The 23,601-nt window shown below is 72.1% G+C and carries 21 protein-coding genes and 1 tRNA gene; 8 read left to right on the forward strand and 14 right to left on the reverse strand.

Annotated features, from left to right (window positions below; all coding sequences use genetic code 11):
* Window positions 1-386: 386 nt before the first annotated feature.
* The 5 genes from thrB to argS are packed head-to-tail and all read right to left on the reverse strand — an operon-like array spanning window position 387 to window position 6,762.
* Entirely contained in the window at window positions 387-1,292 is a 906-nt protein-coding gene (thrB, locus tag H7344_RS10550) for a homoserine kinase (RefSeq protein WP_186345995.1), read from the reverse strand.
* Entirely contained in the window at window positions 1,289-2,380 is a 1,092-nt protein-coding gene (gene thrC, locus H7344_RS10555) for a threonine synthase (RefSeq protein WP_186345996.1), read from the reverse strand. Before thrC ends, thrB begins: the two co-directional genes overlap by 4 nt.
* Window positions 2,377-3,696: a homoserine dehydrogenase gene (locus tag H7344_RS10560; RefSeq protein ID WP_186345997.1), complete on the reverse strand. Its 1,320-nt coding sequence runs from the start codon at window positions 3,694-3,696 to the stop codon at window positions 2,377-2,379. Before H7344_RS10560 ends, thrC begins: the two co-directional genes overlap by 4 nt.
* Window positions 3,696-5,096, reverse strand: a complete 1,401-nt coding sequence (gene lysA, locus H7344_RS10565) for a diaminopimelate decarboxylase (RefSeq protein ID WP_186345998.1) — start codon at window positions 5,094-5,096, stop codon at window positions 3,696-3,698. The genes H7344_RS10560 and lysA overlap by 1 nt, the downstream gene beginning before the upstream one ends.
* Window positions 5,097-5,106: 10 nt before the next feature.
* Window positions 5,107-6,762: an arginine--tRNA ligase gene (gene argS / locus H7344_RS10570; RefSeq protein ID WP_186345999.1), complete on the reverse strand. Its 1,656-nt coding sequence runs from the start codon at window positions 6,760-6,762 to the stop codon at window positions 5,107-5,109.
* A gap of 92 nt (window positions 6,763-6,854) precedes the next feature.
* Between argS and H7344_RS10575 the strand changes: the two genes are divergently transcribed.
* Both H7344_RS10575 and H7344_RS10580 read left to right on the forward strand, forming a co-directional pair.
* Window positions 6,855-6,927, forward strand: a tRNA-Arg gene (locus tag H7344_RS10575).
* A gap of 302 nt (window positions 6,928-7,229) precedes the next feature.
* On the forward strand, window positions 7,230-8,672 hold the full coding sequence (locus H7344_RS10580) for a hypothetical protein (RefSeq protein WP_186346000.1): 1,443 nt from the start codon (window positions 7,230-7,232) through the stop codon (window positions 8,670-8,672).
* Between the two features lie 423 nt (window positions 8,673-9,095).
* Here the strand turns inward: H7344_RS10580 and H7344_RS10585 are convergent, their stop codons facing one another.
* Window positions 9,096-10,016, reverse strand: a complete 921-nt coding sequence (locus tag H7344_RS10585) for an LCP family protein (RefSeq protein ID WP_186346001.1) — start codon at window positions 10,014-10,016, stop codon at window positions 9,096-9,098.
* Complete coding sequence (locus tag H7344_RS10590; protein WP_186346002.1) at window positions 10,016-10,666, reverse strand: hypothetical protein; 651 nt, start codon at window positions 10,664-10,666, stop codon at window positions 10,016-10,018. The genes H7344_RS10585 and H7344_RS10590 overlap by 1 nt, the downstream gene beginning before the upstream one ends.
* Before the next feature lie 211 nt (window positions 10,667-10,877).
* Between H7344_RS10590 and H7344_RS10595 the strand changes: the two genes are divergently transcribed.
* From H7344_RS10595 to H7344_RS10605, 3 genes are all read left to right on the forward strand, one after another.
* On the forward strand, window positions 10,878-14,681 hold the full coding sequence (locus H7344_RS10595) for a multifunctional oxoglutarate decarboxylase/oxoglutarate dehydrogenase thiamine pyrophosphate-binding subunit/dihydrolipoyllysine-residue succinyltransferase subunit (RefSeq protein ID WP_186346003.1): 3,804 nt from the start codon (window positions 10,878-10,880) through the stop codon (window positions 14,679-14,681).
* A gap of 113 nt (window positions 14,682-14,794) precedes the next feature.
* Window positions 14,795-14,971 carry a DUF6104 family protein gene (locus tag H7344_RS10600; RefSeq protein ID WP_166193936.1) on the forward strand — a complete coding sequence of 59 codons (177 nt, stop codon included), beginning with the start codon at window positions 14,795-14,797 and terminating at the stop codon, window positions 14,969-14,971.
* A gap of 16 nt (window positions 14,972-14,987) precedes the next feature.
* A complete protein-coding gene (locus H7344_RS10605) occupies window positions 14,988-15,641 on the forward strand; it encodes an acetoacetate decarboxylase family protein (RefSeq protein ID WP_186346004.1) in 654 nt (217 codons plus the stop codon).
* A gap of 34 nt (window positions 15,642-15,675) precedes the next feature.
* Here H7344_RS10605 and H7344_RS10610 read toward each other — a convergent pair whose 3' ends face one another.
* From H7344_RS10610 to H7344_RS10620, 3 genes are read right to left on the reverse strand one after another with little or no spacing between them, the layout of a single operon-like run.
* On the reverse strand, window positions 15,676-15,903 hold the full coding sequence (locus H7344_RS10610) for a hypothetical protein (RefSeq protein WP_186346005.1): 228 nt from the start codon (window positions 15,901-15,903) through the stop codon (window positions 15,676-15,678).
* A gap of 23 nt (window positions 15,904-15,926) precedes the next feature.
* Window positions 15,927-17,108 (reverse strand): fatty acid desaturase family protein, encoded by a 1,182-nt coding sequence (locus tag H7344_RS10615; protein ID WP_186346006.1) that lies wholly within the window; start codon window positions 17,106-17,108, stop codon window positions 15,927-15,929.
* A gap of 43 nt (window positions 17,109-17,151) precedes the next feature.
* Window positions 17,152-18,231 (reverse strand): ferredoxin reductase, encoded by a 1,080-nt coding sequence (locus H7344_RS10620; protein WP_186346007.1) that lies wholly within the window; start codon window positions 18,229-18,231, stop codon window positions 17,152-17,154.
* A gap of 158 nt (window positions 18,232-18,389) precedes the next feature.
* Between H7344_RS10620 and H7344_RS10625 the strand changes: the two genes are divergently transcribed.
* Window positions 18,390-19,019: a TetR family transcriptional regulator gene (locus H7344_RS10625; RefSeq protein ID WP_186346008.1), complete on the forward strand. Its 630-nt coding sequence runs from the start codon at window positions 18,390-18,392 to the stop codon at window positions 19,017-19,019.
* A 31-nt stretch (window positions 19,020-19,050) separates the two neighbouring features.
* On the opposite strand, the gene H7344_RS10630 is transcribed toward H7344_RS10625, so the two are convergent.
* From H7344_RS10630 to H7344_RS10645, 4 genes are read right to left on the reverse strand one after another with little or no spacing between them, the layout of a single operon-like run.
* Entirely contained in the window at window positions 19,051-19,734 is a 684-nt protein-coding gene (locus tag H7344_RS10630; protein WP_186346009.1) for an SDR family oxidoreductase, read from the reverse strand.
* Window positions 19,731-20,699: a zinc-binding dehydrogenase gene (locus H7344_RS10635; protein WP_186346010.1), complete on the reverse strand. Its 969-nt coding sequence runs from the start codon at window positions 20,697-20,699 to the stop codon at window positions 19,731-19,733. The genes H7344_RS10630 and H7344_RS10635 overlap by 4 nt, the downstream gene beginning before the upstream one ends.
* Window positions 20,700-20,750: 51 nt before the next feature.
* On the reverse strand, window positions 20,751-21,974 hold the full coding sequence (locus tag H7344_RS10640; RefSeq protein ID WP_186346011.1) for an NAD(P)-dependent malic enzyme: 1,224 nt from the start codon (window positions 21,972-21,974) through the stop codon (window positions 20,751-20,753).
* A gap of 58 nt (window positions 21,975-22,032) precedes the next feature.
* A complete protein-coding gene (locus H7344_RS10645; protein ID WP_229707138.1) occupies window positions 22,033-22,389 on the reverse strand; it encodes a S24 family peptidase in 357 nt (118 codons plus the stop codon).
* 119 nt (window positions 22,390-22,508) lie between these two features.
* Between H7344_RS10645 and sodN the strand changes: the two genes are divergently transcribed.
* Together sodN and H7344_RS10655 are read left to right on the forward strand one after the other, a co-directional pair.
* Window positions 22,509-22,913 carry a superoxide dismutase, Ni gene (gene sodN, locus H7344_RS10650; RefSeq protein WP_166193909.1) on the forward strand — a complete coding sequence of 135 codons (405 nt, stop codon included), beginning with the start codon at window positions 22,509-22,511 and terminating at the stop codon, window positions 22,911-22,913.
* Between the two features lie 215 nt (window positions 22,914-23,128).
* Window positions 23,129-23,569, forward strand: coding sequence for an ATP-binding protein (locus H7344_RS10655; protein WP_186346012.1), 441 nt, complete (start codon window positions 23,129-23,131; stop codon window positions 23,567-23,569).
* Window positions 23,570-23,601 lie beyond the last annotated feature (32 nt).

Below are 23,601 nucleotides of genomic sequence, written 5' to 3' on the forward strand. Positions count from 1 at the left end.
GCCGGGGCCGCTTCCCGCGGTCGACCGGCTGCTCGTCAGGGCTCCCGGCTCCCGACCCGGCGTCACCGGCAGGTGAGGACGGATCGGTACGCGGAGGATCTCCGCGACGAACGAGAGGGAGTGAGGCACCCGGCGGGTCCGGACTGGCCCGGGGGTCACGATCGGGTGCACGCCTGGTGGTACGGCGCGCGGTCAATGTATCACCGGCGTGAACGGCTCGTCGGCGGCCCGTCCGATCGGCGCGGCGGACGGGAGCTTTATCGGGCACCCGGTGAACCTCACGGTCCCCCGGTGAAACTTCGTACGTTGACCGTGAGGTTCATCGGCGCCCCGATGAACCTCACGGCCAGGGCGAACGCCTCCGCCAGCCGCCGGACTCGATGCCCTCAGTCGAGGACGCGCGCGCCGGTGGTGCTGACGGCAAGGACGTGGGCGGCCCAGCCGTCGGGGCAGCGGGCGAGGAGCCGCTCGCCGCCGGCCGGGCCGTCGACGAAGGCGAGCACGGTCGGCCCGGCGCCGGAGACGACGGCGGGCACGTCGTCGGCGCGCAGGGCGTCGACCAGGGCGAGCGAGGCCGGCATGGCGGGCCGGCGCTGCTCCTGGTGGAGGTAGTCGCGGGTGGCGCGCAGCAGGTGCTCGGGCCGGCCGGCGAGGGCGGCGACGAGCAGCGCCGTGCGAGCGGCGTCCGCGGCCGCGTCCGCGTGCGGGACCTGGCTGGGCAGCAGCCCGCGGGCGACCTCCGTGGAGACCCCGTCGGGCGGCACGAAGACGACCACGGCGACCCGCGGGTCGACCGGCGAGCCGGTCGTCCAGAAGCCGTCGTCGTCGTGCCCGGAGATGGTGAAGCCGCCGTGCAGCGCCGGGGAGACGTTGTCGGGGTGGCCCTCCATCCGGGCGGCCAGCTCGAAGAGCGCGGCGTCGTCGAGGACCAGCGAGCCACCGGCGACGAGCGCGCGGGCGAGCACCAGGCCGCCGACGATCGCCGCGGAGGACGAGCCGAGGCCGCGGGCGTGCGGGACGACGTTCGTGCACCGCAGCCGCAGGCCCGGCGGCTGCCCACCGAGCGCGTCGAACGCGGCCCGCATCGCGGAGACGACGAGGTGCGACTCGTCGAGCGGGACCGAGCCCTCCCCCGCACCGACCACCTCGACGACCAGCCCGTCGCCGGCGACCTCGCCCTCGAGCTCGTCGCGCAGCTCGAGTGCGAGCCCGAGGCTGTCGTAGCCGGGACCGAGGTTCGCCGACGTGGCCGGCACGGTCACCCGGACCGGCCCCGCGACGAACGAGGTCACCGCAGTCCGGCGGCCTCGGCCGCCGCGGTCACGTCCGCGTCGATGACGGTGTCGACGACGCTCTGCCCGCTGGCGGCGTACCCCTCGAGCGCGGTGGCGGTGTCCTTGAGCCCGTGGCCGGTGACGGTGATGGCGACCGTGCTGCCGGCGTACGACTCCCCGCCCGCGAGCTCCTGCAGCAGCCCGGCGATGCCGGCCGCCGAGGCGGGCTCGACGAAGACGCCGTCGCGCGCGGCGAGCTCGCGCTGGGCGGCGAGGATCGCGTCGTCGCTGACCGCGGCGAAGCGGCCACCGGACTCGTCGCGCGCCGCCTCGGCGAGCTTCCACGAGGCGGGGTTGCCGATCCGGATCGCGGTGGCCTTGGTCTCGGGATCGGGGAACGGCTCGCCGGTCACCAGCGGCGCCGCGCCCTCGGCCTGGAAGCCGCGCATGACCGGCCGTTTGGTGGCCATGCCGAGGTCGGCGTACTGGTTGTAGCCGAGCCAGTACGCCGAGACGTTGCCGGCGTTGCCGACCGGCAGTAGGTGGTAGTCGGGCGCGTCGCCGAGGAAGTCGACGATCTCGAACGCCGCGGTCTTCTGCCCCTCGAGGCGGACCGGGTTGACCGAGTTGACCAGGGCGACCGGGTAGTCCCAGGCGAGCTGGCGGGCCAGCGCGAGGCAGTCGTCGAAGTTGCCGCGCACCATGACGACCTGCCCGCCGTGCATGATCGCCTGCGCCATCTTGCCGGCGGCGATCTTGCCCTCGGGCACGAGCACGAGCGGCTTGAGGCCGGCCTTGGCGGCGTACGCCGCCATCGACGCCGACGTGTTGCCGGTCGAGGCGCAGACGACCGCCTCGGCGCCGTCGGCCTTGGCGACCGAGATCGCGGCGGTCATGCCGCGGTCCTTGAAGGAGCCGGTGGGGTTGCTGCCCTCGACCTTGAGCCAGACCTCGGCCCCGGTGAGGCCGGAGAGCCACGCCGAGTGGACCAGCGGGGTGCCGCCCTCGCGGAGCGTGACCGCGGGCGTGCCCTCGGGGATCTCCAGCAGGTCGCGGTACTCCTCGATGACCCCCCGCCACTGGTGGGTGGCCGTGCGCGTGCTCACTCCTGCTCCCCTTCCACCCGCATGGTCGACGTGACCTCGCGGACGATGTCCATGCCCCTCAGGTGCTCCACGGTCGCGCTCAGCTGCGCGTCGGTCGCCTCATGCGAGACCACCACGAGCTGGGCGTCGTCGTCGCGGCCCTCCTGGCGGACCGTCTGGATCGAGACGCCGTGCTCGGCGAACGCCGCGGCGACCGTCGCCAGCACGCCGGCGCGGTCGTCGACGTCGATCGCCACGTGGTAGCGCGTCCGGGTCTCCCCCATCGGCAGCACGGCGCGGTCGGCGTACGCCGACTCCCCGGCGCCGCGGGTCCGCGCGAGGCGGTTGCGGGCGACGGTCACGAGGTCGCCGAGGACCGCGGACGCGGTGGGCGAGCCGCCCGCGCCGGGACCGTAGAACATCAGCTGGCCGGCGGCCTCGGACTCGACGAAGACCGCGTTGTAGGCCTCGCGGACCGACGCCAGCGGGTGCGAGCGCGGGATCATCGCGGGGTGGACACGGACGGCCACGGCCTCCTCGCCGCGGTCGTCCGCGCGCAGCTCGCAGATCGCCAGGAGCTTGACGACCGCGCCCATGTCGCGGGCCGACTGCACGTCGGCCGCCGTCACCTCGGAGATGCCCTCGCGGTGCACGTCGGAGGCGGTGACCCGGGAGTGGAACGCAAGCGAGGCGAGGATCGCGGCCTTCGCGGCCGCGTCGAAGCCCTCGACGTCGGCAGTCGGGTCGGCCTCGGCGTACCCCAGCTCCTGGGCCTCCTCGAGCGCCTCGGCGAAGCCGGCGCCGGAGGTGTCCATCTTGTCGAGGATGAAGTTCGTGGTGCCGTTGACGATGCCGAGCACCCGGGTGACCCGGTCGCCGGCGAGCGACTCGCGCAGCGGGCGCAGGATCGGGATGGCCCCGGCGACGGCGGCCTCGTAGTAGAGGTCGCGCCCGGCCTTCTCGGCGGCCTCGAAGAGCGTCGGGCCGTCCTCGGCGAGCAGCGCCTTGTTGGCGGAGACGACGCTGGCGCCGTTCTCCAGCGCGGCCAGGATCAGCGAGCGCGCCGGCTCGATCCCGCCGATGACCTCGACGACCAGGTCGACGTCGTCGCGGGTCACCAGCCCCGTCGCGTCGGTCGTCAGCAGGTCCGCGGGGACCTCCACCTCGCGCGGCGCGTCCAGCCGCCGCACCGCGACGCCCGCCAGCTCGACCGGCACGCCCACCCGGGCCGCCAGGTCGCCGGACTGCTCCTGCAGCAGCCGCACCACCTGGGAGCCGACCGAGCCGCAGCCGAGCACCGCCACCCGGAGCTTGTCGGGTCGCTTGTCGCCCTCCATCACAGATCACCCACGTCAGTCGCCAACAGGTCGTCCTCAGTCTCCCGCCGGACGAGGACGCGCGACGCCCCGTCCCGCACCGCGATCACCGGCGGGCGCAGGAGGTGGTTGTAGTTGGAGGCCATCGAGCGGCAGTAGGCGCCCGTGCCGGGCACCGCGACGAGGTCGCCCGGGGCGAGGTCGCCCGGCACGAACTCGTCCTTGACCACGATGTCGCCGGCCTCGCAGTGCTTGCCCACCACCCGGCCGAGCACCGGCTCGGCGTCGGAGCGGCGCGAGGCGAGCGTGCAGGAGTAGTCGGCGTCGTAGAGCGCGGTGCGGATGTTGTCGCTCATGCCGCCGTCGACCGAGACGTAGGTGCGCGAGGCGCCGCCGTCGAGGCTGACGTCCTTGACCGTGCCGACCTCGTAGACCGTGCACATCGACGGTCCGACGATCGCCCGGCCCGGCTCGATCGACAGTGCGGGCTGCGCGATGCCGAGTGCCCGGCACTCGTGCTCGACGATCTTGGTCATCTCGGTCGCCAGCTGCGCGGGGTCCGCCGGGTCGTCCTGGGTCGTGTAGGCGATGCCGAAGCCGCCGCCGAGGTCCATCTCCGGCATCTCCACGCCGAGCTCCTCCGACACCCGCGCGTGGAGCGCCAGCACGCGACGCGCGGCCACCTCGAAGCCCGACGAGTCGAAGATCTGGCTGCCGATGTGGGAGTGCAGGCCCCGCAGCTCGAGCGCCTCCGCGGCCGCCACGCGGCGTACCGCCTCGAGACCGTGGCCGGCGGTGATCGAGAACCCGAACTTCTGGTCCTCGTGGGCGGTGGCGATGTACTCGTGGGTGTGCGCCTCGACGCCGGCCGTCACCCGAACCATCACCGGCACGCGCGCGCCCTCCTCCGCCGCGATCCGCGCCAGCCGCTCGATCTCGGTGAAGGAGTCGACGACGACCCGGCCGACGCCGTTGCGCACGGCGCGGCGCAGCTCGCCCTCGGACTTGTTGTTGCCGTGGAACTCGACGCGGTCCATCGGGAACCCCGCGCGCTCGGCGACCGTCAGCTCGCCACCGCTGCAGACGTCGAGGGAGAGCCCCTCCTCCGCGATCCAGCGCGCGACGGCGACGGAGAGGAACGCCTTGCCGGCGTAGTAGACGTCGTACGCCGCGAACGCGTCGCGGAAGGCGCGGGCCCGGGTCCGGAAGTCGTCCTCGTCCAGGACGTACGCCGGCGAACCGTGCTCGGCGACCAGCTCGGTCAGCGGCACTCCGCCGACGGTCAGGACCCCCGCGTCGTCCTTGTGCGCGGTGGTCGACCACAGCTGGGGCACCAGGTCGTTGGGGTCGGCGGGCGTGCGCAGCCACGAAGGGCCGCGGAAGGCTCCGGGCGCGTGCGCCCACCCTGCTTCGTGCGTCATCGGGTCGTCCTCACATGCGCTCGGGGGCGGACACGCCGAGCAGGCCCAGGCCGTTGGCCAGGACCGTGCGCGTCGCCTGGACCAGCAGCAGGCGCGCCCGGTGCAGGTCGGTGGTCTCCTCGTCGCCCATCGGCAGGACGCGGCAGCTGTCGTAGAAGCGGTGGTAGGTGCCGGCCAGCTCCTCGAGGTAGCGGGCGACGCGGTGCGGTCCGCGCAGCTCGGCGGCCGCGGTCACCACCCGCGGGAACTCCGCGAGGGCGCGCAGCAGCACGCCCTCCTTCTCGTGGGTCAGCAGCTCGGGGTGCGAGGCCGCCTCGACGCCGAGGTCGGCGGCGTTGCGCAGCAGGCTCGAGACCCGGGCGTGGGCGTACTGCACCGTGAACACCGGGTTGTCGTTGGTCGCCTTGGCCCACAGGTCCAGGTCGAGGTCGATGTTGGAGTCCGAGCTGTAGCGGGCCAGCGCGTAGCGCGCGGCGTCCACCCCGATCGCCTCGACCAGGTCGTCGATGGTCACGACCGTGCCGGCCCGCTTCGACATCCGCATCGGCTGGCCGTCGCGGAGCAGGTTGACCATCTGGCCGATGAGGATCTCGAGGTTCGTGCCCGGCTGGTCACCGAAGGCGGCGCACATCGCGTTCATCCGGCCGACGTAGCCGTGGTGGTCCGCGCCGAGCATGATCAGGCAGCGGTCGAAGCCGCGCTCGCGCTTGTCGAGGTAGTAGGCGAGGTCGCCGGACAGGTAGGCGCCCTGGCCGTCGGACTTGATGATCACCCGGTCCTTGTCGTCACCGAACTTCTCGGTGGCCAGCCACACGGCGCCGTCCTGCTCGTAGACGTTGCCGAGCTCGCGCAGCCGCGCGACCGCCCGGTCGACCGCGCCACTGCGGTGCAGCTCGTCCTCGTGGAAGAAGACGTCGAAGTCCACGCCGAACTCGTGGAGGCTCTTCTTGATCTCCTCGAACATCATGTCGACGCCGACCGCGCGGAAGACCTCCTGCGCCTCCTCGTCGCCCAGCCCGAGGACGTCGGGGCGCTGCTCGACGATGGCGCGCGCGATGTCGTGGATGTACTGCCCGCCGTAGCCGTCCTCCGGCGTCGGCTCGCCCTTGGCCGCCGCGAGCAGCGAGCCGCTGAACCGGTCGATCTGGCTGCCGTGGTCGTTGAAGTAGTACTCCCGGGTGACCTGCGCGCCGGTCATCGTGAAGATCCGCCCGAGCGCGTCACCGACCGCAGCCCACCGCACGCCGCCGATGTGAATCGGACCGGTGGGGTTGGCCGAGACGAACTCGAGGTTGATCCGCTCCCCGCGGAACGCGTCGGAGGCGCCGTACCGCTCCCCCGCCGCGACGATCTCGGCCGCCACCTGGCCCTGGGCACCGGCCTCGACGGTGATGTTGAGGAAGCCCGGGCCCGCGACCTCCACGCCGCCGATGCCGTCGGAGGCGCGCAGCCGCTCGGCGAGCAGCTCGCCCAGGGCGCGCGGGTTGGTGCCGGCCTTCTTCGCCAGCTGCAGCGCGACGTTGGTGGCGTAGTCGCCGTGGCCCTTCTGGCGCGGCCGCTCGACGGTGACCTCGCTGGGTACGCCGTCGGGCAGGGCGAGGTCGCCCTGCTCGACGAGGGCCGTCAGGCCGTCGACGATGGTCGTGGAGAGCTGCGCCGGAGTCACCGTCCAAGCCTATCGGCGGGCACCGGTTTCTCCCGCACGGCCGGGGGCGGGTACGGTTCCACCGCGCACGCCGGCGACGCCGGTGGCGCGATGCCTCCGTAGCTCAGGGGATAGAGCACTGGTTTCCGGTACCAGGTGTCGCAGGTTCGAATCCTGCCGGAGGCGCCCGCACGACCTAGCACAGGAACGGCCTCCCGGCATCGTCCGAGGGGCCGTTTCGTCGTCTCCGACCGCCGTTCCCGGCCACCTCGGACCTCGCTGTCTAGACACATCGACGTCACAGGCATGACCGACGTAACAAAGGCGCACGCTCCCCGTTGCAGGCGTGAGGCGGCTTCCCCGGGCCGTCTCTCGGAGGGCAGGCCCCGGCTGGTCCCCCGGCCACGGACCCCTGCGGTCCCGCCACCAGGATCCGACGTCGCCCGGCCGGGGAGGGTCGAGCGGCGCGAGCTACGAAAGCAGGAAACGTGAACAAGACCCTGAGCAGGGCGATCGCGGTCACCGCGGTCAGCGCGGCCGGCCTCGCCGGCACCCTCGCCGTGACCCCCACGGCCACCGCCGAGACCGGCTCCCGAGCCGCCGTCTCCGCCCCCGCCGGCAAGCTCACCGACTCCGGCCGCCTCGAGAAGACCGGCTTCGGCTACAAGGCCGACGTCTTCGGCACCAAGCTGCTGCTCGAGGGCGTCGAGCTCCGTGCGCTCAAGGGCGGCTACGCCCAGCAGCGCTGCACCACGATGGCCGGTCGCGTCGCCGAGAAGCGCTCCATCCTCGCGCCGCTCGACGAGATCACCGACGGCCTCCTGCCCGAGGGCCTCATCGACCTCTCGGTCACCAAGCAGACCTCCGAGACCTACAAGCAGGGCAACCGCACCGGCGTCCGCGGCGTCAGCACCGTCGGCGACGTGACCATCGGCGGCCTCGAGCTGCCGGGCCTCGGCAAGCTGCCCAAGCTGAAGATCGAGGGCCTCCAGTCGGTCGCCGACGCGTTCCACGCCAACGGCAAGTTCGGTCACGAGGAGTCCTTCGGCTTCAAGGGCATCTCGCTGGACTACGAGGGCTCGGTCGTCGAGGGCACCCCGCTGGCGATGCTGCTCGACATCCTCAACCAGGTCACCGCGCCGGTCTCCCAGATCGTCAACCAGGTCATCGGCCTGCTGCGGAGCCTCGGCCCCGGCGGCATGATCGAGATCCCTGGCCTCGGCGGCATCGGCCTCGGCTCCTCGTCCGGCAAGGCGAACGGCAAGCAGGGCATCTCCGAGGCGTACGCCCTCAAGGTCCTCATCAACGCCACCGGCAACAACACCATGCTGCAGCTCGGTCGGGCCCGCACCGCGATCTCCAAGGCCGGCCCCGCGGGCGTCTTCCGCGGCACCGCCACCGGAGCGAACATCCTCGGCGACATCCCGCTGCTCAACGTCGGCAACCTCGGCCAGCGCTCCATCCCGTGCGGTGGCACCAACGGCAAGGTGCAGACCACCAAGGCCGCGGACTACAGCCTGCTCGGCGGCCTGGTCAACGTCACCGGCGTGACCTACAAGACCATGGGCAAGTACGGCAAGGGCAAGGCCGCCCGCGCGCTCATCGGCACCGACCTCGGCACCATCACCGTCCCGACCCTCAACCTCGAGGTGAAGGGTCTGTCCTCGCTGGTGAACCTCAAGCGATCGGCGAAGTCCGCCAAGGTCAAGCCGACCGTCACCACGAAGTACCTGGACATCGTGCACAACGGCAAGCCGGTCACGCTCAAGGCCGGCGAACAGTACGACCTGGGCGACGACAACTTCCTGAACTTCCGGAAGCTGTTCGACCGGACCTTCCACGGCACCGGCGTCCACGGCCTGCAGCTGAACCTCGCGGGCATCGGCCTGCTCGACCTGGCGTCGTCCTCGGGCCGCATCTTCCCCCGCTGACGTCACCGCACCACCTGCTCCACGCTCCACCGATCCACGGCACACCGGGCCGGTCCCTCCCTCGAGGGGCTGGCCCGGTGGCCGTTTCGCTCGAGTCCCCCGGCCGCCGCCGCGCCGGAGGACGGCCGCGGACCCGGTACGCCGCGCGGGTCGGGGCCGGAGGCGGCCGCCGGAGGGAGGGGGCGCCCCGGCGAACGTCAAGGCGACCCCGACGGCCTGGAGGAGCGAAGCCGGGGGAAGGCCCCCTCGGGAGCAAGTGAGCCGGGCGGCCCCGGACCGCAGGCGGACGCCGCAGGCCCCGACCCCCACACGGCGCATCCCCGACCCGCAGCCGTGGCACAGGCCCCGGTGGGCTCACGGGGTCTCGACACGCTCAGGCCTTGGCGGCCTTCGCTGCTCAACCAGCCGGTGGGCGGGCGTTGGTCAGCAGCGGCGGAGGAAGGCGTCGGAGCGGGCGGCGGCGCCGTAGCGGCGGGCCTGGGCAACGTTCGGGCGGACGATGGAGGCGCCGCGGACGTTGCCGATGGAGCCGCCGAGCACGCAGGTGGTCACCTTCGCCGGGTCGACGTGGGCGAGCGCCTGCGCGAACCGGAAGAGCTCGCCGGGCGGGAGGTCGGTGTGCAGGTGCTGCATGACCGTGAGCACGCCGCGCTCCACGAAGCCGGGCTCGTCGGCGCGGGCGCGGACCGTCTGCTGGATGCCGCGCAGGACCCGCTGCTGGTTGGCGGAGCGGTCGAAGTCGCCGCCGGCGAGGGTCTTGCGGATGCGCGCGAACGCCATGGCGCCGTATCCGTCGACCTTGATCCGACCGCGCGCGAAGCCGAGCGGCTTGAGGTCGTCGTCGGAGAAGCGGCGCGGGTTGCGGACGTGGATGCCACCGATGTCGTCGACCATGTCCTCGAAGAACGGGAAGCGGGTGACGAAGACGTACTCCGGCTGCACCCCCACCAGGTTGCCGACCGTGCGGCCCATCAGCGCGGGACCGCCGTAGGTCAGCGCCGAGTTGACCCGCCCGTGGCCGTGGCCGGGGATCGGCACCCAGGAGTCGCGGGGCACGCCGATCGCGACGGCCGAGCCGGTGCGGGTGTTGAGGCCGACCAACTGGATCGCGTCGCCGCGCGAGCGCAGCATCGGCTGGCCCGGGCGCGCGTCCGACCCCACGGAGAGCACCCAGATGACGTCCTGGTCGCGGACCGCGACGCCGTCGGCGCGCTCGACCTTCACCAGCGCGACGTCGGTGGGGTGGACGGCCGCGTCGGGCACGACGAGAGCCGCGGCGGCGAGCACGAGAGCGAGCGCACCGGTGCGCAGCGTGCGCCGGACCTTCCGGAACGGAGCGGGCATCAGGACCTCCCCCGGGAGACGTCGTAGCCGAAGACCTGCCAGCCACCGTTGCGCCAGGTCAGGTAGAGCCGGCCCTGGACGCGGTCGCGGCGCTGGACCTTGCCGCGGGTGTCGAAGACCAGCAGCACCCGACCGGTCACCGCGACCGGCCGGCCGCGGACGGCGAGCACGTCGAGCCGGAGCTCGCGGCGGCGTACGTCGACGGCGCTGATGCGGCCGGCGAGAGCGACGTTGGTCATCAGGCGCAGGTCGCGGCGGGCCTCGTCCTTCGCCCCGCTGCTGAAGCCCGGGAACGCCTGGCGGAACCCGCCGGAGCGCGGGAAGTCGCCGCCGACGTACGCGGCGTCCAGCCACCCGTCCACGACCCGGCCCACCGCCCGCTTGAGCCGCTTGCGCCGCTCAGCGGGCAGCCGACCGGTCACCTCGCCGATCGTCACCGTCGTCGGCACCGTCGTCTCCGCCGACCGGACGACCGCAGCCTCGCGGTGGCCGGCAGGGCGGGCCTCCGCCGCCGGCTCGGCGTCGTCGGAGCAGGCCGCGAGACCGAGGGTCATCACCAGGGTCATCGCGAGGGCCAGGGCCGGCGTCGCGACGGACGGCAGCCGCCGGCCGGAGCGGCGTCCCGCGCGGTCGCGGGGGGTGGGGGGCATCGCTGGTCCGCTCCCTGAAGTGTTGTAAGTCAGTCGGTCCGGCCCATGTTCACCCGGCTTCCGCCCCGGCTCGCAACCGGCGGTGGTGTGGATCCGGTCATACCTTGCATCACAGGCGACCCTGACCGGCGCATTTGCTTCGGTGGGGGACTAGCCTTGGCTCCCGACACCCCACCCCCGCGCGCTCACTTTGGAAGAGGCGAAGCAAGTCGTGCCGCAGTCCTCTGGCAACCCGTCCTCCGACCGTTCCACCGGCTCGGAGCCACCCGCTGACTTCGGAGCCAACGAGTGGCTCGTCGAGGCGATGCACGAGCAGTACGAGAAGGACCCCGCGAGCGTCGATCCGCGGTGGGTGGAGTACTTCCGCAACGGCGGCGGCAACGGCTCGTCGAACGGGTCGAGCAACGGCTCCTCGAACAGCGCGTCGGTGAAGACCGAGACCAAGGCCCAGCCGAAGCGAGAGGCCTCGAAGAAGGAGACCCCGAAGCAGGCCGCCGAGCCGAAGCAGGCACAGAAGCAGGCACAGAAGCAGGCCCCCCAGCAGGAGGCCGAGAAGAAGACCGAGCCGAAGGCGACGCCGCGGCCGGAGAGCAAGGCCGCCGAGCCGGCCAAGGGCACCTCCTCCCCCGAGCCCAAGGAGAAGCGCCCCGCCGAGCCCGCCCAGGCGAGCGACGAGCCGTCGTACACCGTGCTCCGCGGCATCGCGGGCGCCACGGCGAAGAACATGGACATCTCGCTGTCGGTCCCGACGGCGACGTCGGTGCGCAACATCCCGGTCAAGCTGCTGTGGGACAACCGGATCGTCATCAACGGCCACCTCGAGCGCGCGCGCGGCGGCAAGGTGTCGTTCACCCACCTCATCGGCTACGCGATCATCAAGGCGATCAAGGCGCAGCCGGCGATGAACAACACCTACGACGAGATCGACGGCAAGCCGACCATGGTGACGCCGGCGCACATCAACCTCGGCCTCGCGATCGACCAGGTCAAGGCGGACGGCACCCGCCAGCTGGTCGCGCCGTCGATCAAGGCCTGCGAGTCGATGGACTTCGCGCAGTTCTGGACCGCCTACGAGGACATCGTCCGCAAGGCGAAGAACAACAAGCTGACGATGGAGGACTACTCCGGCACGACCGTCAGCCTCACCAACGTCGGCGGACTGGGGACCAACAACTCGGTCCCGCGCCTGATGAAGGGCCAGGCGGCGATCATCGGCGTCGGCTCGATGGACTACCCGCCGGAGTTCCAGGGCGCCTCCGAGGAGACGATCGCGCGCAACGCGATCTCCCGCATCCTGACGATGACCTCGACCTACGACCACCGCGTCATCCAGGGCGCGCAGTCCGGCGAGTTCCTCGGCCAGGTCGCCAGGTACCTCCTGGGCCAGGACGGCTTCTACGACGAGATCTTCCGCTCGCTGCGCATCCCCTACGAGCCGATCCGCTGGAACGCCGACGTCTCGGCCTCCCACGACGACGAGATCGACAAGCAGGCCCGGATCCTCGAGCTGATCCACGCCTACCGCGTGCGCGGCCACCTGATGGCCGACACCGACCCGCTGGAGTACCGCCAGCGCAGCCACCCCGACCTGCGCATCGAGTCCCACGGCCTGACGCTGTGGGACCTCGACCGCGAGTTCCCCACCGGCTCCTTCGGCGGCGAGGGCCGGCGCTTCATGAAGCTGCGCCACATCCTGGGCACGCTGCGCGACTCCTACTGCCGCACCACCGGCATCGAGTACATGCACATCATGGACCCCGAGCAGCGGCAGTGGATCCAGGAGCGCGTCGAGCAGCCGCACCAGAAGCCGCCGCGCGAGGAGCAGCTGCGGATCCTGCTGAAGCTCAACCAGGCCGAGGCGTTCGAGACCTTCCTGCAGACGAAGTTCGTCGGTCAGAAGCGGTTCTCCCTCGAGGGCGGCGAGACCACGATCCCGGTCATCGACGAGATCTGCGAGGCCGCCGCCCAGGCCGACCTCGACGAGGTCACGATCGGCATGGCCCACCGCGGTCGCCTCAACGTGCTGGCCAACATCGTGGGCAAGAAGTACTCCCAGATCTTCCGCGAGTTCGAGGGCAACATCGACCCGCGCACGGTCCAGGGCTCCGGCGACGTGAAGTACCACCTCGGCGCCGAGGGCGAGTTCGAGGCCGGCTCGGGCCACAAGATCAACGTGTCCGTGGCCGCGAACCCGTCGCACCTCGAGGCGGTCGACCCGGTGCTCGAGGGCATCGCGCGCGCCAAGCAGGACGTGCTCGACCGCGGTCCGGAGTACCCCGTGCTGCCGCTGCTCGTCCACGGCGACGCGGCGTTCGCGGGCCAGGGCGTCGTGGCCGAGACGCTCAACCTCTCCCAGCTGCGCGGCTACCGCACCGGCGGCACGATCCACGTGATCGTCAACAACCAGGTCGGCTTCACGACCTCGCCGGGCTCCTCACGGTCCTCGCTGTACGCCACGGACGTGGCGCGCATGGTCCAGGCGCCGATCTTCCACGTCAACGGCGACGACCCCGAGGCCTGCATCCGGGTCGCGCGACTCGCCTTCGAGTACCGCCAGGCGTTCAACAAGGACGTCGTCATCGACCTCGTCTGCTACCGCCGCCGCGGCCACAACGAGGGCGACGACCCGTCGTACACCCAGCCGCTCATGTACGACCTCATCGAGCAGAAGCGCTCGGTGCGCAAGCTCTACACCGAGTCCCTCATCGGTCGTGGCGACATCACGATCGAGGAGGCCGAGCAGGTCCTGCGCGACTACCAGCAGCAGCTCGAGCGGGTCTTCACCGAGGTCCGCGAGGCCAGCACGCAGCCGTCGGAGTGGACGACCGTGCCGGACTACCCGGACAAGCCGGCCGGCGAGGCGAGCACCGCGATCTCGCAGGAGGTCCTGAAGCGGATCTCCGACGCCTACACCACGCCGCCGGAGGGCTTCACCGTCCACCCGAAGGTGATGCCGCAGCTGCAGCGCCGGGCGCAGGCGATCACCGACGGCCCGATCGACTGGGGCACCGGCGAGATCCTCGCCTTCGGCTCGCTGCTCATGGACGGCCGCCCGGTCCGCCTGGCCGGCCAGGACTCGCGCCGCGGCACGTTCGTGCAGCGCTTCGCGACGATCATCGACCGCACCAACGCCGACGAGTGGACCCCGCTGAGCTCGCTCACCGAGGACCAGGCGAAGTTCCACGTCTACGACTCGCTGCTCTCGGAGTACGCCGCGCTCGGCTTCGAGTACGGCTACTCGGTGGCCCGTCCCGAGGCGCTCGTGCTGTGGGAGGCGCAGTTCGGTGACTTCGTCAACGGCGCGCAGACCGTCATCGACGAGTTCATCACCGCCGGCGAGAGCAAGTGGAACCAGCAGTCGGGTGTCGTGCTGCTGCTGCCGCACGGCTACGAGGGCCAGGGCGCGGACCACTCCTCCGCCCGGATCGAGCGGTTCCTGACGATGGCCGCCGACGAGGCGTTCGTCGTCGCCCAGCCGAGCAGCCCGGCGTCGTACTTCCACCTCCTGCGCCAGCACTCGCTGGGCGAGCGGCACCGCCCGCTCATCGTCTTCACGCCGAAGTCGATGCTCAAGCGCAAGGAGGCGGCCTCGCAGCCGGCGGAGTTCACCGAGGGCACGTTCCGCCCGTTCGTCGGCGACGCCGATGCCGACCCGGACAAGGTCGACACGCTGCTGCTGTGCTCGGGCCGCGTGACCTGGGACCTCATGGTCGAGCGCGGCAAGCAGGAGCAGGGCGAGCGGTTCGCCATCGGCCGCGTGGAGCAGCTCTACCCGCGCCCGACCGACGACATCAAGGCCGAGATCGCGCGGTACCCCAACCTCAAGGAGGTGCGCTGGGTGCAGGACGAGCCGCGCAACATGGGCCCGTGGCCGCACTACCAGCTCAACGTGTGGCCCGAGGTCGACGCGAAGGTCGTGCCGGTGACCCGGCCCGCCTCCTCCTCGCCCGCCGTCGGCACCGTCAAGCGGCACCAGGCCGAGCAGAAGGAGCTGCTCGCGCAGGCGTTTGCCTGACCGACACGCATCCGGGGTGGCCCGCGTCCGGCAACGGGCGCGGGCCGCTCGCGTTCCGCGGCACGGCTCCGGGGCCGCTCCGCAACCAGGACAGAGCACACGAGGAGAGGACGATGTACTTCACCGACCGAGGCATCGAGGAGCTCGAGCGGCGCCGCGGCGACGAGGAGGTCACGTTCGCGTGGCTGGCCGAGCAGCTGCAGGCGTTCACCGACACCCACCCGGAGTTCGAGACCGCCGTGGAGCGTCTCGCCACGTGGCTCGCGAGGCTGGACGACCCCGAGGACTGAGGGGGATGATCAGCGGGTGACCGAGCCCTCCTCCCCCACCCCCGCGGCCCCGGCCGACACCACGGCGTACCCGGCGGCGCCGTGGCAGATGACCGGGTCGCTGTTCCTCTCCCTGTTCCGCGTGCCGACGAAGGTCGACGACCTGCGGCCGGCCGGGGTGTACGGCGCGGCGTTCGTGTCCTACGAGGAGCCGAGCCCCCTCACCTACTCAGAGCTGCTCGTCGCCCGCCCCGTGAAGGCGCCGGGCTCGAAGGGTCGCCGGGTCAGCATCACCGACATCTGGGTCGACTCCCCCGCGTCGGTCGCCGGCGGCCGTGAGCTGTGGGCGATCCCGAAGGGGCTGTGCGACTTCCGGCTGGAGTCGGAGTACCGCGGCCCGTTCGCCCGCACCGAGTGGAGCGCGACGCTCGACCGTCGACCGATCGCCAGCGCGCGCTTCACCGACGCGGCCCGGGTCGTGCCGCGGGTCCCGTTCAAGGGCCAGACGTGGCAGCCGGGCATCGCCGACACCGACGGCGAGGAGCGCCGCGCGACCCTTCAGGGCAGCGCGAAGGCGATGCCGTGCTGGGGCGCCTGGGAGTTCGACCCCGACGGCCCCCTCGGCTGGCTCGCCGGCCGCCGCGCCATCGCGTCCTTCCGCATGCGTGACTTCCGGATGTCCTTCGGCTGACGCTCATGCCGTCGAAGCCGTGCGGTCGCTCGGTTCAGTCCTGAGAGAGCTCCGGGGGCCGGTCGGTGGACTCGAGGGACGCGCGACGGGCGGCGTCGCGGAGTTCGAAGACCTCGGTGGCCAGGCCGCCGAGGGCGCCGGCGACGTCGCGGACCGCGCGGGTGAGGATCGTGGCGACCTCGCCCACGGCGGTCGCGGTCGCCTCGACCGCACCCTGCACGGCGTCCTTGCGGATCTCGGCCTTGCTGAGGTGGTCGGTCATGGGTCCAGTGTGTCCCCGGCGCCTCAGGCGGCCAAGGTGGTCTCGGACTCCGGCGCCGCGGCTGCGTCCTCGCGCTTGCGGTCCGGCAGCGCGAACCGGCAGATCTTCTTCGCGACGCTGAACAGCTGCTTGCCGAGCGGACCGGTGTTGTACGGCAGCTCGTAGCGCTCGCAGATCTCGCGGACCTCCTCGGCGACCTGCGGGTAGCGGCGCGCCGGCAGGTCGGGGAAGAGGTGGTGCTCGATCTGGTGGCTGAGGTTGCCGGTCATGAGGTGGAAGAGCTTGCCGCCGGTGATGTTGGCGGAGCCGAGGAGCTGGCGGAAGTACCACTGGCCACGGCTCTCGTCCTCGCACTCCTCCTGGGAGAAGGTCGCGACGCCGGCCGGGAAGTGGCCGCAGAAGATGATGTTGAACGCCCACACGTTGCGCACCAGGTTGGCGGTGGCGTTGCCGGCGAAGGTCAGCGGGAACAACGGGCCGGTGAGTGCCGGGAACAGCAGGTAGTCCTTGACGGCCTGACGCCTGACCTTGCGCATGATGCCGGCGTGGAGGGCCTTGTTGTCCTCGATCTTGCGCTTGCCGGCGACGAGGTTCTCGACCTCGAGGTCGTGCATCGCCACGCCCCACTCGAAGAACACCATCAGCAGGAACGCATAGAGCGGGTTGCCGAGGTAGTAGGGGTGCCACGGCTGGTCCTCGTCCATCCGGAGGACGCCGTAGCCGATGTCGCGGTCCTTGCCGAGGATGTTGGTGTAGGTGTGGTGGATGTAGTTGTGGCTGTACTTCCACTGCTCGCTGGGGCACACGTTGTCCCACTCGTACATCCGCGAGCTGAGGCCGGGGTCGCCCATCCAGTCGTACTGGCCGTGCATGACGTTGTGCCCGATCTCCATGTTGTCGAGGATCTTGGACACGCTGAGCGAGGCGACGGCGAGCGGCCAGGCCGGCGGCAGGTAGAACAGCGCGCGGCCGGCCGTCTCGAAGGCGCGCTGCGCCTTCACGACGTTGCGGATGTACGTCGCGTCGGCCTCGCCGAGGTCGGCGAGGACGCGCTGGCGGATGGCGTCCATCTCCTCGCCGAACGACTCGAGCTGCTCGGGGGTGAGCCGGCCGAAGATGGTCGCCGTGCTCTCCGGGGCGCCCGGGGCGTCGGTGGTGGCAGTGGTCTCGGCGGTCTCGGTGGTGATGTGTTGGGTGGCGGTCATGGTGTTCCTCTCGGCGGGTGCGGAGGCAGGTTCGGGAGGGTGGTCAGAGGTCGACGGTGCAGTCGCCGACGGGGGCGGAGACGCAGATCCGGATGTCCTCGTCCGGCAGCGAGGACTCCTCGCCGGTGAGCACGTTGCGCACGGTCCCCTCGCTCTTGCGGGAGACGCAGGAGAAGCAGATGCCCATCCGGCAGCCGGACTCGGGTGTCAGCCCGAGCGCCTCGGCCTGGTCGAGCAGCGTGTCGCCGGTGTTCGCGCCGGAGGCGCCGGAGCGGCTGAAGACGACGTCGCCCTCGGCCGCGTCGGACCCGGCGACCCTCGGCGGCTTGAAGTACTCCAGGCGGAGCGCCGGCGAGTCGGCGTACGCGCCCTTGACCGCCTCGATCAGCGGCGCCGGACCGCAGGCCCACGTGGGCACGTCGCGGTAGCCGGGGACGTGCCGCTCGAGGTACGCCGGCGACAGGGCCGGGTCGCCGAGCTCGGGGTGCAGCAGCTTGACGTCGATGCCGTGGCCGGACCGCCGGACCTCGTCGAGCTCCGCGGCGAAGATCTGGTGCTCCGGGCTCTGGGCGTAGTGCAGGAACGTCACGTGCCCGCGGTGGGTGCGGCGCTGCAGCGAGCGCAGCATCGACATGACCGGCGTGATGCCGGAGCCGCCGGAGATGAGCAGGATCCGCTCCGGCACCGCGTCCGGGAGCACGAACTCCCCCTGGGCCTGCGAGAGATGGACCATGGTGCCCGGCCGGGCCCGCTCGACGAGGTAGCGCGAGACGAGCCCTTCGGGGTTGGCGCGCAGCGTGATCGTGAACCGGTCGCCGGGGCGGCTGTCGGGGCTGGAGATGGTGAAGACCCGGGTCGTGCGGCGGGCGCCGTCGATCTCCACGCCGACCTGGACGTGCTGCCCGGCCCGGTGGCCGCGCCAGGTCGAGGTGGGCTGGAGGGTGATCGTGGCGACCGGCGGGTGGCCGGGCACGTCGACCTCGCGGTGCACGTCGACGACGCGGGCCCGGACCTCGTGCGCGGCCCACATCGGGTTGACGAGCTCGAGGTAGCGGTCGACGCCGTGCGGCGACGTGAGCGCGGCGAGCGTGCGGCTGCGCAGGGCGGAGGTGGCGAGCCCCATGAGGTTGCTCCTTCGTGGGTGGCACGGGTTCGATGAACTGCTTCGGTGAACGACTGTGCACTATCAGGTTGCCGAGAATCGATGGGGCTGGTCAAGGTCTGACCGGGTGAGGGTGCACACACGTCCACCGGCGGTGTGACGAGGGCTACGATGGGTACGTGACCGAGACGAGGGTCGAGCGCAAGGAGCGCACCCGCCGCGCGATCCTGGACGCGGCGCTGCACCTGTGCGAGGACAGCTCCCTGGTCGCCCTCTCCCTGCGCCAGGTCGCCAAGGAGGTCGGCATCGTGCCGACCGCGTTCTACCGGCACTTCGAGTCGATCGAGGCGCTCGGCCTCGCGCTGGTCGACGAGTCGTTCGTGTCGCTGCGCGCGATGCTGCGGGACGTACGCCGTGGCGAGGGCGCGGCGGGCGGCTTCGCCGACATCGTCGACTCTTCGGTGTCGATCCTCGTCGAGCACGTCCACCAGCAGCGGCAGCACTTCCGGTTCATCGCCCGCGAGCGCGCGGCCGGCCCGCCGTCGGTGCGCGAGGCGATCCGGCACGAGATCGAGCTGTGCGAGCGCGAGCTGGCCACCGACCTGGCCCGCCTCCCGGGCACCGAGGAGTGGTCGAGCGACGACCTGCGGGTGCTCTCCAACCTGATCGTCACCGCGATGGTCGCCACCGCCGAGGCGATCCTCATCAACGCGCGGCGCCCCGACGTCGAGAAGCAGCTCGCCGAGAACGCCCGCACCCAGCTGCGCATGGTCCTCATCGGGGCCCTGCAGTGGCGCTCCAAGCCCTAGCCGGTCAGCCCTCTCTTCCAGTCGACCCGGCTCAGCGGGGCTGGACGAGCACCTCCGGCACGACCGCGTCCGCGGGCAGGTCCAGCACGTGCAGGACCAGCTCGGCGACGGTCTCGGCGCGGACCCAGGCGCCGGCGTCGTACTCCTTGCCCTCCTGGCGGTGCACCTCCTCCTGCATCGGGGTGGCGGTGCGGCCGGGGAAGACCGAGGTGACGCGCACGCCGGTGCCGGCCTCCTCGGCGCGCAGGGAGTCGGCGAGGGCGCGCAGGCCGTGCTTGGAGGCGGCGTAGGCGCCCCACTCGGGCTTGGCGGTGATGCCGGCGCCGGAGTTGAGCAGGACGACCGTGCCGCGCGCGGCGCGCAGGGCGGGGAGCGTGAGCCGCGTGAGCACGGCCGGGGCGACCAGGTTGACGACCAGCTGGTCGATCCAGGCGCTGGTCGGCAGCTCCGCGACGGTGCCGAGCTCGACGACCCCGGCGGCGTGGACGACCGAGTCCAGGCGCTCGGGCAGCGCGAGCCCGTCGAGACCCGCCGGCTGGGCGAGGTCGGCGACCAGGACGTCGGCGCCGGGGTACGCCGCCGCCAGGTCGTCCGCGCGGCGCTCGTTGCGGGCGAGGAGCACCAGGCGGTCACCGCGCTCGTGCAGCCGCCGGGTGACGACCTCGCCGATGCCGGAGCCGGCGCCGGTGACGAGGTGGGTCCGCGGGCCGGTCACAGCGTGAACACCACCTTGCCGAACAGGTCACCGCCGGCCATCGCCTCGAAGCCCGCGCGGGCCTCGGTCAGTGGCAGCACGCGGTCGACCAGCGGCCGGACGCCGGTGGCGTCGAGCATCGCGACGAGGGCGGCGAGCTCGTTGCGGGTGCCCATCGTGGAACCGATCACGCGCAGCTGGCGGTAGAAGATCCGGGTCAGCTCGGCGTCGTCGGGCTGCGCGCCCGAGGTGGTGCCGGAGATGACGATCGCGCCGCCGGGTCTCAACGACCGCACCGAGTGCGACCAGGTGGCGCGCCCGACGGTCTCCATGACGGCGTCGACCTTGACCGGGAGCCGCTCGCCGCTGGCGTACACCTCGTGCGCGCCGATCTCCAGCGCCCGCTGCCGCTTGGCCTCGTCCCGGCTGGTGGCGAGCACCCGCAGGCCGGCCGCGCGCGCCAGCACGATCAGGGCAGTGGCGACACCCCCGCCGGCGCCCTGCACCAGCACGGTCTGGCCGGGCGTGCAGCGGCCCTGCGTGAAGAGCATGCGGTACGCCGTGAGCCAGGCCGAGGGCAGGCACGCGGCCTCCTCGAAGGACAGCGAGGCCGGCTTCGGCACCAGGTTGCGGCGGGGCACGACGACCGACTCCGCGAACGTCCCCCAGTGCCGCTCGGACAGGATCGCGCGGTCGGGGTCGAGCGTCTCGTCGTCGGCCGCGCCCGGGTCGCCGATGACCGCGTGGACGACGACCTCGTTGCCGTCCTCGTCGACGCCGGCCCCGTCGCAGCCGAGCACCATCGGCAGCGCCTCGGCCTTGATCCCCACGCCGCGCAGGGTCCACAGGTCGTGGTGGTTGAGCGCGGCGGCGCGCAGGCGCACCCGCGCCCAGCCGTCGGGGACCTCCGGCTCGGGCTGCTCCCCCACCACGAGGGCGGAGAGCGGGTCGTCGGGTGCGAAGCGTTCGGCGTAGACGGCGAGCACGGCGGTCCGGTGCCCCTCTCGGCGGCGGCTCAGCAGCCGGTCAGCGGTCGGTCAGCGCCGCGCGACGCCGTCGCGGCGCGCAGCCTCGGCGACGGCGGAGGAGACCGCCGGGCCGACCCGGTCGTCGAACGGCGACGGGATGACGTAGTCCTCGGCGAGCTGGTCGCCCACGAGCTCGGCCAGCGCGTCGGCGGCCGCGAGCTTCATGCCCTCGGTGATCGCGGTCGCGCGGACGTCGAAGGCGCCGCGGAAGATGCCGGGGAACGCCAGCACGTTGTTGATCTGGTTCGGGAAGTCCGAACGGCCCGTCGCGACGACCCGGGCGTGGCGGTGGGCCACCTCCGGCAGCACCTCGGGGGTCGGGTTGGCCAGGCCGAAGATGATCGCGTCGTCGGCCATCGTGGCGACGTGCTCCTCGGGCACCGTGCCGCCCGAGACGCCGATGTAGACGTCCGCGCCGACCAGCACGTCGGCCAGCGACCCGGATCGGCCGGTCACGTCCGCGGTGAGCTCGGCGACGACGCGCTTGATGGGCGTCAGGTCGTCGCGGCTGGAGCTGAGCACGCCCTTGCGGTCGGTGACGGCGAGGTCGGTGATGCCGGCCTCGAGCAGGATGCGCGCCACCGCGACGCCCGCGGCACCGGCGCCGGAGATGACGACGCGGGTCTCGCCGGGGGTGCGGCCGGTCAGGCGCAGCGCGTTCTTGAGCGCCGCCAGCGCCACGACCGCCGTGCCGTGCTGGTCGTCGTGGAAGACGGGGATGTCGAGGCGCTCCTTGAGCCGGTCCTCGATCTCGAAGCAGCGCGGGGCGGAGATGTCCTCGAGGTTGATGCCGCCGAAGCTCGGCGCGAGCCGCGCGACGGTCTCGATGATCTCCTCGGTGTCGGTGGTGTCCAGGCAGATCGGGACGGCGTCGACGTTGCCGAACTGCTTGAACAGCACGGCCTTGCCCTCCATCACCGGCATCGCCGCGGCGGGGCCGATGTCACCCAGGCCGAGGACGGCGGTGCCGTCGGTGACGACCGCGACCGTGTTGGGGACCCACGTGTAGTGCTGGGTCATCGAGGGGTCCTCGGCGATGGCGGTGCAGACGCGGGCAACACCCGGGGTGTACGCCATCGAGAGCTCCTCGGCCCCGGTGAGCGCGACCGTCGAGACCGTCTCGAGCTTCCCGCCTACGTGCAGGTCGAAGACCGGGTCCCCGGCAAGGGGGTGGTCGGGTGCTGCAGCCTGCGGTGCCTCGGGAGCCTCGGTCGTCTCGTGCGGTGTCGCCATGGTCGGCCACTCTGGCACAGCCCTCGACCGTGGCAGGTGGTGTCCACGATGGTGTGGGTCACAGCAGCCGTGGGCGAGGCCACAGCCGGGCGCGGACGACCGCCAGCACGTCCTCGTCCGGGACCGGTCCTCGGTGCCGGGAGTCGACACCGCGGTCCGGGTCGTCGCTGAGCAGCCACCACCCGGGACGGCCGGACGCCGTCGTACGCCGCTCCACCGCCCGCTTGACCGCGACCGTCCCGTCGGCCAGCCGCGCGACCACCACCCGACCCGGCCGGGGGGCTCCACCGTGGAGCACGAGCAGCCGGTCGCCGGGGGCCAGCGTCGGCCTCATCGAGTCGCCGGAGACGTGTGCCAGGCCGATGCTGGGCACCTGTCCCGGGCCGCGGCGACCTGCTCGTGCGTCACGTGACACGCCGAGTAGTGTCGCAGCAGGGGCCGGCCTCCGTGTCGGCCCGCCCGGCTCCACCGCACGACCGTACAACCGAAGGCTCCGCCGACCACGGGAGGAGCCACCCACCTGAGAGGACGGCAATGTTCGCGCGACTCTTCGCTCCCACCCTCGAGGTCTCGGCCCACTGCGACCTGCCCTGCGGCGTCTACGACCCCGCACAGGCCCGGTACGAGGCCGAGTCGATCAAGGCCATCATCGCCAAGGTCGCCGACAACGACGACCCTGACTTCCGCACCCGCGCGGTCCTCATCAAGGAGGAGCGCTCGAACCTGGTCAAGCACCACCTCTGGGTGCTGTGGACCGACTACTTCAAGGCCCCGCACTTCGAGAAGTACCCGCAGCTGCACACCCTCTTCAACGAGGCGACCAAGCTCGCGGGGGGTGGCGGCGGCACCAAGGCCACCTTCGACGCGGAGAAGGCCGACCAGCTGATCGCCAAGATCGACGAGATCGCGGAGATCTTCTGGGAGACCAAGAAGGCCTGAGCCTTCTGGGAGACCAAGAAGGCCTGAGCCTGCGAAGGCCAGCTTGGTCTCCATCGACGACTGAGCTTGCGAAGTCGTCGTGACAAGAAGGCCTGAGCCTGCGAAGGCCAGCTCGGCCTGAGCCTGACGGGGCCGGTCGCCGGGGGAACTCCCCCGGCGACCGGCCCCGACCACTATGGTCACCTCGACGGTCCCCGCGAAGAAGGACGAACCACATGTCTGTCACGGCCAGCGGTCCCAGCCAGGACCGCGCCGACGTCGAGCTGCGGGTCCCGGCCGACGGCGCCTACGTCTCGGTGCTCCGGACCACCACCGCCGGCCTGGCCGCGCGCCTGGACTTCACCATCGACGACATCGAGGACCTGCGGATCGCGGTCGGCGAGGCCAGCGCGATGGTGCTGCCCGAGGCCGACCCCGCCTCGGAGCTGGAGTGCCGCTTCTGGCTCGCCCCCGGGCAGATGACGGTCTCGGTGAGCGTGGAGGCCGCGTCCCCCGCGGCGCCCGACGAGGACAGCTTCGCCTGGCAGGTGCTCACCACCCTCGCCTCCTCCGCGTCGGTGCAGTCCGGTGACGGCCGGCTCGGCGTGACGATGACGATGCGGGCGCTCGACCTCGGAGGGGACGACCTCGAGGCGGCGCTGGGCGCCGGGCGCTGAGGATGGACTCCCCGCGCACGCAGGACGCACCG

This window comes from Nocardioides deserti (assembly GCF_014266025.1).
Taxonomy (GTDB): Bacteria; Actinomycetota; Actinomycetes; order Propionibacteriales; family Nocardioidaceae; genus Nocardioides; species Nocardioides deserti.